The organism is Geobacillus zalihae, from assembly GCF_030414215.1.
GTDB classification, from domain to species: domain Bacteria; phylum Bacillota; class Bacilli; order Bacillales; family Anoxybacillaceae; genus Geobacillus; species Geobacillus zalihae.
The window spans coordinates 2,711,789-2,726,076 of sequence record NZ_CP129217.1 but is presented as its reverse complement, the minus strand read 5'-3'; the positions used below and the strand labels follow the sequence as shown (position 1 = coordinate 2,726,076).

The following is a 14,288-nucleotide window of genomic DNA, read 5'->3' as shown; positions in this document are numbered from 1 at the left end:
GACGCATTCGCCAAAGACGATGGGAAGAGAAGAACGGACGGTTCGAATGCAACGGGAGAGCGATGCGCAAAAAAAAGACCAGCATATGAACCGACCTTCGCTTTTAGGCGTTCGCTCGTTCCGTAGACCCAGACCGCAAATGTTTCGCATCTTCCTTCGGCGGCCGCCCGAATAGTCGGGAATATTCACGGCTGAATTGCGACGGGCTTTCATAGCCGACTTGAAAGGCGGCGTCAGCGGCATCGATCGCCTCCGTCAGCAAAAGCCGCCGCGCTTCTTGCAGGCGCAGCTGCTTTTGAAACTGGATCGGGCTCATTCCGGTGACTTCTTTGAAATGGCGATGGAGCGATGCCGGACTCATATGAGACAACTCCGCCAGCTCTTCGATGCGAATCGGTTGACGATAGTGTTTCTTCATATATTCGATGACATGATGAATGTGATGGGTACGGCTGTTTTGGACGGCCAATTGTTTGAGGACGTCGCCATACGGCCCTTGCAGCACGCGGTATAAAATTTCTTTTTGGTACATCGGCGCTAAAATACGGATATCGTTGGGCGCGTCGAGCAAGCGAATGAGCCTCGTGACGGCATCAAGCAAATCCGGTTCCACCGCGCTGACAAACATCGCCCGCTTCGGTTTTTTCGGCGGACGAATATGGTTTTCGGTGCGCTGCAGCAGCTCGATGACTTGCTGGAGCGCTATTTCCATGCGCAAGGCCAAATACGGCGTCTGTTCGCTTGCTTCGACCACTTGGGAGATGACCGGCAAGTCGACGGAAGAGACAAGATAATGGGTTGGGCTGTACGTAAACCGTTCCCCCGCCAGCCATACGTCTTTTCGGCCTTGCACGATCAAGCAAAACGATGGGCGTTGGACGCCGTGCTTCGGTGTTGTTGGATGTGATTCGCGAAACAGAAAAAGCGATGGAATCTCTGTTTCGTAAACCCCGTCTTTTCCGGTATGGCGTTCGATGAGCGACGCCAATTTCTGTTGTTGCTCAATGATCGATTTCAACCGTTTTTCCCCCTTCCACTACAGTTATTTTACCTAACCCTTTTCCGTAACTGGAAGAGGGTTGAGAGAATTAGGCAATGATTTGCGAGAATTGTGATACCGGTTGCGGTGCAAAAGAGAGCATAATGACATTGTGGGTAGCGTTCTTCGTGGCGATGTGCGCTGCCGGTTTGCCATTGTCGCCATGATTAACCGAATCAAGCAAGGAGGTAGAGAACGATGCAAATGGTAGTGTTAAACAACGGCGTCAACATGCCGATCTTAGGCTTCGGCGTCTATCAAATCAACGATCTGGAATTGTGCGAACAATGCGTGTACGATGCGCTCATGACCGGCTATCGGCTCATTGATACGGCTGCGTCGTATCAAAATGAAGAGGCTGTTGGGCGGGCGATCAAACGGAGCGGCATTCCGAGAGAAGACATTTTTGTGACGACGAAACTGTGGATTCAAGATGCCGGCTATGAAAGCACGAAAAAAGCATTTGCGAGATCGTTGGAGCGGCTGCAGCTTGATTACATCGATTTGTATCTCATTCACCAGCCATTTGGGGATGTATACGGCTCTTGGCGCGCCATGGAGGAGTTGTATCGCGAAGGGAAAGTTCGCGCGATTGGGGTGAGCAATTTCCACATGGACCGTCTCATCGATTTGATTCTTCATCATGACGTGACCCCGGCGGTCAATCAAATTGAAACGCATCCGTTCTGCCAACAAGTGGAAAGCGCGGAGTTCATGAAACAACATGGCGTCCAAATCGAGTCGTGGGCGCCTTTTGCGGAAGGACGAAACAATATGTTTCAAAATGAAGTATTGGTTTCAATCGCGAACAAGCACAACAAATCGGTCGCCCAAGTCATTTTGCGCTGGCTGACGCAAAGGGGGATTGTGGCGATTCCGAAATCGGTGCATAAAGAGCGCATCGTGGAAAACTTCCAAATCTTTGATTTTGAGCTCGATCAAGAGGATATGAACAACATCGCCGCCCTCGATACGAAGCAAAGCTTGTTCTTTTCCCATCGCGATCCCGAAATCGTGAAGTGGCTTTGCCAGCGCCGATTGGAGATTTAACGGAAAATAAAGGAGGAAGAGGATGCAAAAACGTCAATTAGGCAAAAGCGGCTTAGAAGTGTCCGCGATCGGGCTCGGCTGCATGGGGATGAGCTACGGCTATGGGCCGGCTGCCGACAAAAACGAAATGATCGCTCTCATTCATGCGGCCGTGGAGCGCGGGGTCACGTTTTTTGATACGGCCGAAGTGTACGGGCCATACGTGAATGAGGAATTGGTCGGCGAGGCGCTCGCTCCGTTCAAAGGAGAGGTGGTCATCGCCACGAAATTCGGCATTCAACTGAAAGACGGCAAGCAAGTGCTCGACAGCAAGCCGGAGACGATCCGCCGCTCGGTGGAAGGTTCGCTCAAGCGTCTGAGAGTGGAAGCCATTGACCTGTACTATCAACACCGCGTCGACCCGGACGTGCCGATCGAGGAAGTAGCCGGAGTGATCCAAGACTTGATGAAGGAAGGCAAAATTCGGCATTGGGGGCTTTCGGAAGCTGGGGTGCAAACGATCCGCCGCGCCCATGCGGTAGAGCCGCTTACGGCTGTCCAAAGCGAATACTCGTTATGGTGGAGAAGTCCGGAAGAAGAACTATTGCCTGCGCTTGAGGAGCTCGGCATTGGCTTTGTGCCGTTCAGCCCGCTTGGCAAGGGATTTCTGACCGGAGCGATTGATCGGAACGCAACGTTCGCCGAATCCGATTTCCGCCGCATTGTGCCGCGGTTCCAGCCGGAAAACCTCGAGGCCAATCAAGGGCTGGTCGAGCTCATCAAACGGTTTGCGGCCGAGAAACAAGCGACGCCGGCGCAAATCGCCTTGGCGTGGCTGTTGGCGCAAAAGCCATGGATCGTGCCGATCCCGGGAACGCGCAAATTCGAGCGCCTCGAAGAAAATCTTGGCGCGTTGGAGGTCGTGTTGACGGCAGAGGAATTGCAGCGGTTGAACGATGCCCTCGCCAACATCGACATTGCCGGCGACCGTTATCCGGCTGGTTCGGACTTTGCCAAGCGGGTAAGCAAATAGCGCTGGGGGATAAAGGCTGCTTTTTGGATCGCTCGATTGTAGTTGTGTATTTGGCGATCTTTTTTTTGCCAGGGCAAAAGCCGACGTTCGTTCCAATGATGGTAGACATTGTTGCTCGTTTTGTTCATTTCGCAAACACAGTGTAAAGCAAGCAAAGGGGAAAGAGAGGGTGAACCAACATGAAATATGTGAAACTTGGCAACACCGGTTTGGACGTTTCGCGCCTTTGCCTCGGCGGCATGAGTTTTGGCGTCCCCGGCCGCTGGATTCATCCATGGGTGCTTGATGAAGAGAAAAGCCGTCCGATCATCAAGCGGGCGCTGGAATTAGGCATCAACTTTTTTGATACCGCCAATGTGTATTCCGACGGAACGAGCGAGGAAATATTGGGGCGGGTGTTAAAGGACTACGCCGATCGAGATGAAATTGTCATTGCCACGAAAGTGTATTTCACGGCGCACGAAGGGCCAAACCGGAAAGGGCTGTCCCGAAAGGCCATCATGAGCGAAATTGACAAAAGTTTGAAACGGCTGGGCACCGATTATGTCGATTTGTATCAAATCCACCGCTGGGACTATGATACGCCGATCGAGGAAACGATGGAAGCGTTGCACGATGTGGTGAAAGCGGGAAAAGCACGATACATCGGCGCGTCTTCGATGTATGCTTGGCAGTTTTTGAAGGCCAATTATACAGCGGAAAAACACGGGTGGACGAAATTTGTGTCGATGCAAAATCATTACAATCTCATTTACCGTGAGGAAGAGCGGGAAATGCTGCCGCTTTGCCAAGAGGAGAACATCGCTGTGATCCCGTACAGCCCGCTGGCGTCAGGAAGGCTGGCGCGCGGCGCGTCAGAAACAACGCATCGTTCCGAAACCGATCAAATTCAACGATCAAAATACGACACCACGGCCGAGGCGGATCGAGTGATCATCGAACGGGTCTCTGAGCTCGCCAAACAACACGGCGTGAAGCGCGCGCAAATCGCCCTTGCCTGGCTGCTGCAGAAAGAACCGGTCACCGCACCGATTGTCGGGGCGACGAAACTGTCCCATCTCGAAGATGCGGTCGGCGCGCTATCCATCTCGTTAACAGCAGAAGAAATCGCCTACCTAGAAGAACCGTACGTGCCGCATCCGATCGTTGGGCATCGATAACGGAGGGAGAACAGGCTGTCCAAAAAGTCCGGCTCATTAGGCTGGATGGGGACAGTCTTTTGGTTGTTTATGGATGAAAAGACATTTTCTTCATATGTAAAACGAAACATATGGAAAGGATGGGAAACGGTGTCGTTCAGTTACTACGGGTCGACCTGTGCAACGGAGCCAACGCTGCCGTTTCCCATGGGGGTGATGGAAACCACTACCGGCGTTTGGCGATGTCCAGCGCCTTTTTTGTATTGGCGAAATGAAGCTTGGCGCATGTCTCAAGCGCTTCCGCCCCCCGCGCGCGGATGATGTTGGCGGCGGCTTCATCGACAATGGCGCCGGCGCCTTTTGGAAGCAGGAGGCCGACGGCGCGGGATAATTGCTCCATCTCCTCTAAAAACACATAGCGGGCGATGATCGAGGCGGCGGCGACTGATACGTGGACACTTTCCGCCTTGGGAAGGCAGTGCACCCGCTCGCGGATAATGCGATCTTCATCGGAAAGGTAACGGAAATACGAATCCCGTTTTAAAAATTCGTCGATGATGATTGCTTCTGGTTCGGCGGGCGCGATGGCGTCAACGAGTTTCACGAGCGTCCGGTTGTGAAGGAGCGCTTTCATTTTCGTCTGCGGCATGCCGCTTCGCTGCCAGCGGTTGTATTCGGCATTGTCCAACACGGTGACCGCATGCGGCACGGTTTCCATGATGGCGGGGGCGATCCGTTTGATTGCCTCATCGTTCAATTGTTTCGAATCTTTCACGCCAAGCGCCGCGATTTTGGCGATATGCGGCCGATCCACGTAGGCGGCGGCGACGACGATCGGGCCGAAATAATCGCCGGTGCCGACTTCATCGGAACCGATGGCGGAAAGAGACCCGAGTTGATGAGCTGCCAAAGCGGACGGCTGGTGGTCAGCTGTTTCGTTTGAGGCGCTCGCCCCTGATATCCATTTCGCTGCTTCTTGCTCCGCCGCTTTCCCTTGAAACAGCACTTTGCCTGAGCGGTAGGCAGTGATGACGACATCCGGGCGCTTGACGGCAAACAACGCTCCAGCCGGAAGCCGGTCGGATAAGGCGTCTTGGTAGTGGGCGCGCAAGGCGTCAAGCAGCTGTTGGTCGGCTTGAATCACATAGTTTGACAACGTTCGATCGCTCCTTTATCTTCTCTATCGTTGCTGTGTGTCGCTTCTTTCCATTATACCAGCGTTCATGATATGATAAACAGTAGGATTTGGCGAAATGGGGGAGAAAGCTTGACAGAACAGCCAAAAACGCGGGTGAGCGTCCGCATCTATGGACAAGACTACACGATCGTCGGCGCGGAAAGCCCGGCCCACATCCGGCTCGTGGCGGCGTTCGTTGACGATAAAATGCATGAATTCAGTGAGAAAAATCCGCTGCTCGATGTGCCGAAGCTGGCCGTGTTGACGGCCGTCAACATCGCCAGTGAATATCTCAAACTAAAAGAAGAATATCAACGGCTGGCGGAACAGCTGAAACAGGAAAAGGACGGGAAACAGGATGATTGATGTCGTGCTGTTGTTTGTCCTGTTGCTGGGGGCGATGATCGGGCTGAAGCGCGGCTTTATTCTCCAATTCATTCATATGGCCGGGTTTTTCATTGCCTTTTACGTCGCTTACCGGTATTATGAACGGTTGGTGCCGACATTGCGCCTTTGGATTCCGTATCCGACGTTCGGTGATCCGGAGACGATGAAGCTGCTGTTTCAGAGCACCCATTTAGACGATGCCTATTATCGGGCGATTTCCTTTGCACTTTTATTTTTTGTGGTGAAAATCGTGCTTCAAATCGTTGGCTCGATGCTCGATTTCGTCGCCCAGCTGCCGCTGTTGCGCAGCGTCAACCGCTTGGCCGGGGCGGCGCTCGGATTTGCGGAAGTGTATTTGCTTGTCTTTTTGCTTTTGTATATCGGTGCGCTCGTGCCGATTGACAGCGTCCAAGAACAGCTGCAGCATTCGCTCATGGCGACCGTGATTGTGAAACATACGCCGGTGTTGTCGGAGATGCTTGGCAACTGGTGGATTCATGGCCGCGTCTGACCGAGCGCGGCCGTGGTTTTGCGGGAAAGGGAGGGAACGGGGATGAGCGTCCATAAAAAAGAGGTCATCCGCCTGCTTGAAACGATCGCACTGTATATGGAGATCAAAGGAGAAAATCCGTTTAAGGTAAACGCCTTCCGCAAAGCGGCGAACGCCTTGGAAACGGATGAGCGGAGCCTCGCGGAAATTGGCGATTTCACCGCCATTCCCGGCATCGGCAAAAGCACAGCGGCGATCATCACCGAGTTTGTCGAAACCGGTTCATCATCGGTGCTCGAGGAATTAAAGCGCGATATTCCGGAAACGCTTCTTTCCTTGCTTAAGATCCCGGGGCTTGGCGGCAAAAAAATCGCCAAGCTGCATCAGGAGCTTGGCATTGTCGATATGGACGGATTGAAAGAAGCGTGCTTGGCTGGAAAAGTGCGCGCGCTTGCCGGTTTTGGCGCGAAAACGGAAGAAAAGCTGCTTGCGGCCATTGAAAAGGCAGGCAAACGCCCCGAGCGGCTGCCGCTCGCTCGGGTGCTCGCGATCGCGGCGGACATGGAACGCCAGCTCGCTTGTTTGGATGGCGTGATTCGCTTCTCGCGGGCCGGCAGCTTGCGGCGCTTGAATGAAACGGTGAAAGATTTGGATTATGTCATCGCTACCGACCGTCCGGCTGCGGTGCGCGACGGGCTGCTCGGCTTTGAGCGCGTCCGCGGGGTGCTCGCCGCTGGGGAGACGAAAGTGTCGCTTCTTTTCCAGTATGAGGATGAAGTGGCCGTTGACTTTCGGCTGGTCAGCGAGGCGCAATTCGCGACCGCGCTTCATCATTTCACCGGATCGAAGGAGCATAACGTGCGCATGCGCCAACTCGCCAAAGAGCGCGGCGAGAAAATCAGCGAATACGGCGTGGAAGACGAAGCGACAGGCGAAGTGAAAACGTTCCCGAATGAAGCGGCGTTTTACGCCCATTTCGGGCTGCCGCACATTCCACCGGAGCTGCGTGAAGATGGCACGGAAATCGAGCGGTTTTCCGCTGATCGGCCGCTTGTGCGCCTTGAAGACATTCAAGGCGATTTGCATATGCATTCGGCGTGGAGCGACGGGTCGTGTTCGCTTGCGGAGCTCGCTGAGGCGTGCCGCCGCCGCGGCTACCGGTATATCGCCATCACCGACCATTCGCACTATTTGAAAGTGGCCAACGGCTTGACCCCGGATCGATTGCGGCGCCAGCGCGAGGAAATCGAACGGCTGAACGCGCGCTATTCGGATTTTACGATTTTGGCCGGCATTGAGATGGATATTTTGCCGGACGGGACGCTCGATTACGACGATGACGTGCTCAAGGAGCTTGATTTTGTCATCGCCGCCATTCACTCTGCGTTCAAACAGCCGCGCGAGACGATCATGAAACGGTTGGAGGCGGCGCTTCGCCACCCGTACGTCGATGTCATTGCCCACCCGACCGGGCGGCTGATCGGCCAGCGCGACGGCTATGACGTCGATATCGAGCGGCTCGTGGAGCTCGCGGCGGAGACGAACACGGTGCTTGAGTTAAACGCCAACCCAAACCGGCTCGACTTGTCGGCGGCCTACGTGAAAAAAGCCGAGGAAGCGGGGGCGTATATTGCCATTAACACGGACGCCCACCATTTGGACATGCTCGAGGATATGGCGATCGGCGTAGCGACGGCAAGAAAAGGTTGGATCCATAAGGAAACGGTCATCAACACATGGCCGCTTGAAAAGCTGCAACAGTTTTTGCGCGACAAACGAAAGAAATGAATCAGCTGGGGGTCAGATACGTGCAACGAAAAGTGCTTCACACCTTGGAGTTCGATAAAGTGAAAGAGCAGTTGGCAGAGCATGCGTCCTCGCCGCTCGGTTTGGAAAAAATCGACGCTCTCATACCGTCTTCTGACTTGGAGGAGGTGGCCGCCTGGCTTGACGAAACGGATGAAGCCGCCGCTGTTTTGCGGCTTGCTGGCTATGCGCCGCTTGACGGAGTAGTCGACATCCGTCCGCATCTCAAGCGGGCGGCGATCGGCGGCACGCTCAGCCCGCAAGAGCTGCTTGAAGTGGCGGCCACCTCGGCCGCAAGCCGGCAAATGAAGCGGCTGATTATGGATCTGCATGAAGAGCACGGGGGATTGGACCGTCTGTCCACTTATGCCGATGAGCTCGTGGAGGTGCCGGCGCTTGAACATGACATTCGCCGCTCGATCGACGACCATGGCGAAGTGTTGGATGCCGCAAGCGACCGCCTCCGCTCGCTGCGCGGGCAAATTCGGTCAGTGGAAGCGCGCATCCGCGAGAAACTCGAGAACATCATCCGCTCGCCGTCGGCGCAAAAGCGGCTGTCGGACGCCATCATTACGATCCGCAATGACCGATATGTCATCCCGGTGAAACAAGAGTATCGCGGCGCCTACGGCGGCATCGTCCACGACCAGTCAGCGTCCGGGGCGACGCTGTTTATTGAACCGCAGGCGGTCGTCGAGTTGAACAACGCGCTCCGCGAAGCGCGGGCGAAAGAAAAGCAAGAAATCGAACGCATTTTGCGCGAACTTTCGGCAAAAGTCGCTGAGCAGGCCGAGCCGCTTGCGCGGGCGGTTGAGTCACTTGCGGCGCTTGATTTTGCGTTCGCCAAGGCGAAATACGCCCGCCGGTTGCAAGCCGCGAAGCCAGCGGTCAATAGCCGAGGCTATCTTCGTTTTTTGCAGGCACGCCATCCGCTGCTGGATCAAGAAAAGGCGGTGCCGAATGACATTGAACTCGGCGGCGACTATACGACGATCGTCATCACCGGGCCGAACACCGGCGGAAAAACGGTGACGTTAAAAACGATCGGCTTGTTGACGCTCATGGCGCAAGCGGGGCTGTTCATCCCGGCGGCTGATGGATCGGAAGCGGCGGTGTTCCGTTCCGTTTTCGCCGATATCGGCGATGAGCAGTCGATCGAACAAAGCTTGAGCACGTTCTCGTCCCATATGGTCAATATCGTTGACATTTTGCGCCATGTCGATGGTGAAAGCCTTGTGCTGTTTGACGAGCTTGGGGCTGGCACCGATCCGCAGGAAGGGGCGGCGCTCGCCATCGCCATCTTGGATGAAGTGCATGGGCGCGGAGCGCGGACGGTGGCGACGACGCATTATCCGGAGTTGAAAGCGTACGGCTACAACCGCCCCGGTGTCGTGAATGCGAGCGTCGAGTTTGACACCGAAACGCTCCGCCCGACGTATAAACTGTTGATCGGCATCCCCGGCCGCAGCAACGCCTTTGACATCTCGCGCCGCCTTGGGCTTGATGAACGCATCATTGAGCGGGCGAAAGCGCAAGTGAGCGCGGAAAGCCATAACGTCGAAAACATGATCGCGTCGCTTGAACGGAGCAAAAAGCAAGCGGAGGAAGAGGAAGCGCGGGCGCGGGCGGCGCTGGAGGAGGCTGAGCGTCTGCGCGCCGAATGGGAACAAAAATGGGAAGAGCTCGAAGAAGAAAAAGCGGAGCGGCTGGCGGAAGCAACGCAAAAAGCAGCCGACATCATCCGCGCCGCGGAACGCGAAGCCGAGCGGATCATTCAAGAGCTGCGCCGCTTGCAAAAAGAAAAGCAGGCGGAAGTGAAAGAGCATGAGCTCGTCGAGGCGAAACAGCGGCTCGCTGCTGCGCTGCCGAAAGTGGAGAAGCGAAAAAAAGCGAAAAAGGCTGCTTCACGCCATGTGTTCCAGCCGGGTGATGAAGTGAAGGTGACGAGCCTCAACCAAAAAGGCTACTTGATCGAAAAAGTGTCGGACGACGAATGGCAAGTGCAGCTTGGCATTTTAAAAATGAAAATCCGTGAACGCGATTTGGAGTATATCGGCAGTGCGCCGGCGAAAGAAGTGACGCCGATTGCGACGGTGAAAGGCAAGGACGCCCATGTGAGCCTCGAGCTTGACTTGCGCGGCGAACGGTACGAAGACGCTCTCCTTCGGCTTGAGAAGTACTTGGATGATGCTGTGCTCGCTGGCTATGCGCGTGTTTCGATCATTCACGGCAAAGGAACGGGCGCGCTCCGCCAAGGAGTACAGCAGTTTTTGAAGCAGCATCGGGCGGTGAAAAGCTTCCGATTTGGTGAGGCGAATGAAGGCGGCACTGGGGTGACGATCGTGGAACTGAAATGATGGGGGCGATGGCAATGGCGTCGTTTTGGGAGCACGACATGGTGAAAACGGCGGCCAATTTCAGCGTCGCCGTGCTGTGCATCGTCGTCTTTTTAGCCGTATTTGAATTGGTGACGAAATACAAAAACTGGGAAGAGATTCGCAAAGGAAATGTGGCGGTGGCGATGGCAACCGGCGGAAAGATTTTTGGCATCGCCAACATTTTCCGCTATGCGCTCGCCCGCCATGAATCGCTGCCGTCGATGATCGGCTGGGGGCTGTACGGGTTTTTGCTTCTGCTGGCCGCGTACTTTATTTACGAATTTTTGACGCCGAAATTCAATATTGATGACGAAATTGCCAATGACAACCGGGCCGTCGGCTTGATTTCCATGGTGATTTCCGTCGGTTTGTCGTTTGTCATCGGCGAAGGGATTCAGTAAAGGGGAACAACGAATGAACGCAGTAGTCAAATGGTTGTTGATCGCAGTCGGACTGCTTTTGATCGCCGGCATCGTCTATATGGCGGTGCGCAACCGATCGGTTGATGTGTTGGCGAAAATCTTGTTTGTCATTTGCGCGTGCTTTTTCTTCATTGGTTTGGTGTACTGGTTTTGGTAACGCTCGGTTCAAGCCTGGCGTTCTTTTTTTTTGATGAAAAATTAGAAAAAGTAAAATAAAATAGAAGCAAGGGGGGATTGCATATGGAAAAACCGTGGCTCGCTCATTATCCGCCGTCCATTCCTGCTACGCTCGACTATCCAAAGAAAACGCTTTCCGACTATTTGCGGGAGACGGCGGAACAATTCGGAGACCATGAGGCGATCGACTTTTTGGGCAAAACGATGACGTTTCGCGAGCTGTACGAGCAGGCTTTGACGTTCGCGCATTATTTGCGGACGATCGGATTGAAAAAAGGGGATCGGGTGGCGGTGATGCTGCCGAACTGCCCGCAGGCCGTCATCAGCTACTATGGGACGCTCCTAGCCGGCGGCATCGTCGTGCAGACGAATCCGCTTTACACCGAGTATGAGCTTGAATACCAGCTGAACGACAGCGGCGCCTCGGTGCTCGTGACGATGGATCTTCTGTATCCAAAGGCGGAAAAGGTGAAAGGGAGGACGCCAGTCAAACATTGGATTGTCACGAGAATGCAAGATTATTTGCCCACGGTGAAGAAATGGCTGTATCCGCTTGTGCAGCGGAAGCAAAACATGCCGATTGTCCGCATCGCGGAAAGCGAAACTGTTCATCTGTTCCGCACGATCATGAGCTGCAAAGAGACGGCGCCGATCGGGGAGGACATTGATCCGGTGGAAGATGTGGCGCTGCTGCAATATACAGGCGGCACGACGGGGCATCCGAAAGCGGCCATGTTGACGCATCGCAATTTGATCGCCAATACGCTCATGTGCGCTCATTGGGTGTATAAATGCGAAAAAGGAAAAGAAACGGTGCTCGGTGTGCTTCCGTTTTTCCACGTGTACGGCATGACGACGGTGATGAATTTGTCCGTGATGATGGCGAGCAAAATGGTGCTGCTCCCGCGCTTTGATGTCAAGCAAACATTAAAAGCAATCGAGCGCACCCGGCCGACGATGTTCCCAGGCGCGCCGACGATGTATATCGCTTTGTTGAATGAGCCCGACTTGGCCAAATATGATTTATCCTCGATCAACGTCTGCATCAGCGGCTCCGCTCCGTTGCCGGTTGAGGTGCAGGAGCAGTTTGAACGGGTGACGGGCGGAAAATTGATTGAAGGCTATGGGTTGACCGAGGCGTCCCCTGTCACCCACAGCAACTTCCTTTGGGATGGGGAGCGGGTGAAAGGAAGCATCGGCGTTCCGTGGCCGGATACGGACGCGAAAATCATTTCCTTGGAAACGGGTGAGGAAGCAAAGCCGGGCGAGCGTGGAGAACTCGTCGTGCGCGGGCCGCAAGTGATGAAAGGCTATTGGAACCGTCCGGAGGAGACCGAGCAAGTGCTGCGCGACGGTTGGCTGTATACAGGTGACATCGGCTATATGGATGAGCGGGGGTATTTTTATATCGTCGACCGCAAGAAAGATGTCATTATCGCCGGCGGTTACAACATTTACCCGCGCGAAGTCGAAGAAGCGCTGTACGAGCACCCGAAAGTGCAGGAAGCGGCCGTGATCGGCGTTCCGGATCCGTACCGCGGCGAGACGGTGAAAGCGTTCGTCGTGTTAAAGCCGGGGGAGATGTGCAGCGAACAGGAGCTTGACGCGTTTATGCGCCAGCGCCTGGCTGCTTACAAAGTGCCGCGCATCTACGAGTTCCGCAGCGAATTGCCGAAGACGGCGGTCGGCAAAATTTTGCGCCGCGTGTTGGTGGAAGAGGAGAAAAAGAAGCTTGACAAATCGGCAGAATTGCCCGTAAAATGAAAATATGAATGATGGTTCATTCATTTGGCGGATGGAAAGTGAGAAAAGGAGAATCCATATTGCGGAGGGAAAAGCCGAAATTTAAGCAAATCATTGACGCTGCCGTCGTCGTCATCGCCGAGCACGGCTACCATCAAGCACAGGTGTCGAAAATCGCCAAGCAGGCCGGTGTCGCCGACGGCACGATCTACCTTTATTTTAAAAACAAAGAGGATATTTTAATTTCGCTTTTTCAGGAAAAGATGGGGGCGTTCATCGAGAAAATTGAACAAGAGACAGAAGGAATTTCAAGCCCCCTAGAGAAATTGTATGTATTGGTGAAAACTCATTTTTCCGCCCTCGCCGCTGATCCGCATATGGCGGTCGTGACGCAGCTTGAGCTGCGCCAGTCGAACAAAGAGCTGCGCCATCGCATCAATGAGGTGCTGAAAGGATATTTGCGGCTCATCGACCGCATCATCATGGAGGGGATGGAAAAAGGGGAGTTTCGCCAAGATTTAGACGTCCGGCTCACTCGGCAAATGATCTTTGGCACCCTTGATGAAACGGTGACGACGTGGGTGATGAACGAGCAAAAGTATGACTTGGCCGCCCTCGCCGATCCGGTGTACGAACTGCTCGTCAAAGGGTGCGCCGCCGGGCGTTAGGAAAGGCAGAAAGGGGAGAGGCTTCATGGAGCATTTTCGCATAGCGAAAGAGGAGTTCGTCGCCGTCGTGACGTTTTCGCGGCCGCCGGCGAACGCCCTTTCATCAGCGGTTTTGAAAGAGTTTTCAACCGTGTTGGACGAGCTCGAGACCGATCCGGAAGTACGCGTCGTGCTGCTTCATGGCGAAGGAAGATTTTTCTCAGCCGGCGCCGATATTAAAGAATTCACGTCCATCGCTTCCGCTGAGGAGGCATCCGGCTTGTCGCGCAACGGCCAACTCGTGATGGAGCGGATCGAACGCTTTTCCAAACCAGTCATTGCGGCGATTCACGGCGCCGCATTAGGCGGTGGGTTGGAGCTGGCTATGAGCTGCCACATTCGCGTGGTGGCGGAAAACGCCAAACTCGGCCTTCCGGAGCTGCAGCTTGGCATCATCCCTGGATTTGCTGGCACGCAGCGGCTTGTGCGCTACGTCGGCTTTGGCAAAGCGGCGGAAATGATGTGGACGAGCGAGCCGATCACCGGACTCGAAGCGGTTGAATGGGGGCTTGCCAACAAGGCGGTGCCGGAAGAGCGGCTTCTTGATGAAGCAAAAGCGTTGGCGAAAAAGATCGCCGCCAAAAGTCCGCTTTCCGTCCGTGCGACGATTGAACTGCTCAACGCCGCGAAGGAAAAATCGTTTGCCGAGGCAGTGCGCGAGGAAGCGGAATGGTTTGGCCGCGTGTTTGGATCCGAGGATGCAAAAGAAGGCGTGCAGGCGTTTTTGGAAAAACGGCCGCCTGTCTTTAAAGGGAAATGAT

General features: G+C 54.6%; 14 protein-coding genes. 12 read left to right on the top strand and 2 right to left on the bottom strand.

All coding sequences use genetic code 11. From position 1 onward, the window contains the following. Positions 1 to 103: 103 nt before the first annotated feature. On the bottom strand, positions 104 to 1,018 hold the full coding sequence (locus QWV57_RS13775) for an AraC family transcriptional regulator (protein WP_081132339.1): 915 nt from the start codon (positions 1,016 to 1,018) through the stop codon (positions 104 to 106). A gap of 219 nt (positions 1,019 to 1,237) precedes the next feature. On the opposite strand from QWV57_RS13775, the gene QWV57_RS13770 reads away from it, so the two are divergent. The 3 genes from QWV57_RS13770 (at position 1,238) to QWV57_RS13760 (ending at position 4,261) form a co-directional block, all read left to right on the top strand. Continuing rightward, complete coding sequence (locus QWV57_RS13770) at positions 1,238 to 2,089, top strand: aldo/keto reductase (protein ID WP_081132341.1); 852 nt, start codon at positions 1,238 to 1,240, stop codon at positions 2,087 to 2,089. Between the two features lie 22 nt (positions 2,090 to 2,111). After that, entirely contained in the window at positions 2,112 to 3,101 is a 990-nt protein-coding gene (locus QWV57_RS13765; protein ID WP_081132343.1) for an aldo/keto reductase, read from the top strand. A 179-nt stretch (positions 3,102 to 3,280) separates the two neighbouring features. Beyond that, positions 3,281 to 4,261: an aldo/keto reductase gene (locus QWV57_RS13760; RefSeq protein WP_081132345.1), complete on the top strand. Its 981-nt coding sequence runs from the start codon at positions 3,281 to 3,283 to the stop codon at positions 4,259 to 4,261. Positions 4,262 to 4,466: 205 nt separating this feature from the next. Here QWV57_RS13760 and rnhC read toward each other — a convergent pair whose 3' ends face one another. Continuing rightward, positions 4,467 to 5,396, bottom strand: a complete 930-nt coding sequence (gene rnhC / locus QWV57_RS13755; protein ID WP_119877892.1) for a ribonuclease HIII — start codon at positions 5,394 to 5,396, stop codon at positions 4,467 to 4,469. 111 nt (positions 5,397 to 5,507) lie between these two features. Here rnhC and zapA point away from each other — a divergent pair, with 111 nt between their 5' ends. From zapA to QWV57_RS13710, 9 genes are all read left to right on the top strand, one after another. Beyond that, complete coding sequence (gene zapA / locus QWV57_RS13750; protein ID WP_015375564.1) at positions 5,508 to 5,783, top strand: cell division protein ZapA; 276 nt, start codon at positions 5,508 to 5,510, stop codon at positions 5,781 to 5,783. Further along, on the top strand, positions 5,776 to 6,315 hold the full coding sequence (locus QWV57_RS13745; protein WP_015375563.1) for a CvpA family protein: 540 nt from the start codon (positions 5,776 to 5,778) through the stop codon (positions 6,313 to 6,315). Before zapA ends, QWV57_RS13745 begins: the two co-directional genes overlap by 8 nt. A 42-nt stretch (positions 6,316 to 6,357) precedes the next feature. Beyond that, entirely contained in the window at positions 6,358 to 8,082 is a 1,725-nt protein-coding gene (gene polX, locus QWV57_RS13740; protein ID WP_015375562.1) for a DNA polymerase/3'-5' exonuclease PolX, read from the top strand. Between the two features lie 20 nt (positions 8,083 to 8,102). Then, the gene (locus QWV57_RS13735; RefSeq protein ID WP_356948120.1) at positions 8,103 to 10,457 is read left to right on the top strand and encodes an endonuclease MutS2; all 2,355 of its coding nucleotides are present in this window, start codon (positions 8,103 to 8,105) and stop codon (positions 10,455 to 10,457) included. A gap of 14 nt (positions 10,458 to 10,471) precedes the next feature. Then, on the top strand, positions 10,472 to 10,879 hold the full coding sequence (locus QWV57_RS13730) for a DUF350 domain-containing protein (RefSeq protein WP_015375560.1): 408 nt from the start codon (positions 10,472 to 10,474) through the stop codon (positions 10,877 to 10,879). Between the two features lie 13 nt (positions 10,880 to 10,892). After that, positions 10,893 to 11,057 (top strand): hypothetical protein, encoded by a 165-nt coding sequence (locus QWV57_RS13725; RefSeq protein WP_162833771.1) that lies wholly within the window; start codon positions 10,893 to 10,895, stop codon positions 11,055 to 11,057. Between the two features lie 83 nt (positions 11,058 to 11,140). Further along, positions 11,141 to 12,841, top strand: coding sequence for a long-chain-fatty-acid--CoA ligase (locus QWV57_RS13720; RefSeq protein ID WP_301099959.1), 1,701 nt, complete (start codon positions 11,141 to 11,143; stop codon positions 12,839 to 12,841). A gap of 59 nt (positions 12,842 to 12,900) precedes the next feature. Continuing rightward, positions 12,901 to 13,488 carry a fatty acid metabolism transcriptional regulator FadR gene (gene fadR / locus QWV57_RS13715; RefSeq protein ID WP_011232163.1) on the top strand — a complete coding sequence of 196 codons (588 nt, stop codon included), beginning with the start codon at positions 12,901 to 12,903 and terminating at the stop codon, positions 13,486 to 13,488. Positions 13,489 to 13,513: 25 nt separating this feature from the next. Next, positions 13,514 to 14,287 (top strand): enoyl-CoA hydratase, encoded by a 774-nt coding sequence (locus tag QWV57_RS13710; RefSeq protein WP_020755578.1) that lies wholly within the window; start codon positions 13,514 to 13,516, stop codon positions 14,285 to 14,287. Position 14,288: the final 1 nt, after the last annotated feature.

What these genes read in the sequence shown, in the direction of transcription:
- QWV57_RS13770 (WP_081132341.1), top strand. Translation starts at nt 1,238, where the DNA reads ATGCAAATGGTAGTGTTAAACAACGGCGTCAACATGCCGATCTTAGGC.
- QWV57_RS13765 (WP_081132343.1), top strand. Translation starts at nt 2,112, where the DNA reads ATGCAAAAACGTCAATTAGGCAAAAGCGGCTTAGAAGTGTCCGCGATC.
- QWV57_RS13760 (WP_081132345.1), top strand. Translation starts at nt 3,281, where the DNA reads ATGAAATATGTGAAACTTGGCAACACCGGTTTGGACGTTTCGCGCCTT.
- QWV57_RS13745 (WP_015375563.1), top strand. Translation starts at nt 5,776, where the DNA reads ATGATTGATGTCGTGCTGTTGTTTGTCCTGTTGCTGGGGGCGATGATC.
- polX (WP_015375562.1), top strand. Translation starts at nt 6,358, where the DNA reads ATGAGCGTCCATAAAAAAGAGGTCATCCGCCTGCTTGAAACGATCGCA.
- QWV57_RS13730 (WP_015375560.1), top strand. Translation starts at nt 10,472, where the DNA reads ATGGCGTCGTTTTGGGAGCACGACATGGTGAAAACGGCGGCCAATTTC.
- QWV57_RS13725 (WP_162833771.1), top strand. Translation starts at nt 10,893, where the DNA reads ATGAACGCAGTAGTCAAATGGTTGTTGATCGCAGTCGGACTGCTTTTG.
- QWV57_RS13720 (WP_301099959.1), top strand. Translation starts at nt 11,141, where the DNA reads ATGGAAAAACCGTGGCTCGCTCATTATCCGCCGTCCATTCCTGCTACG.
- QWV57_RS13710 (WP_020755578.1), top strand. Translation starts at nt 13,514, where the DNA reads ATGGAGCATTTTCGCATAGCGAAAGAGGAGTTCGTCGCCGTCGTGACG.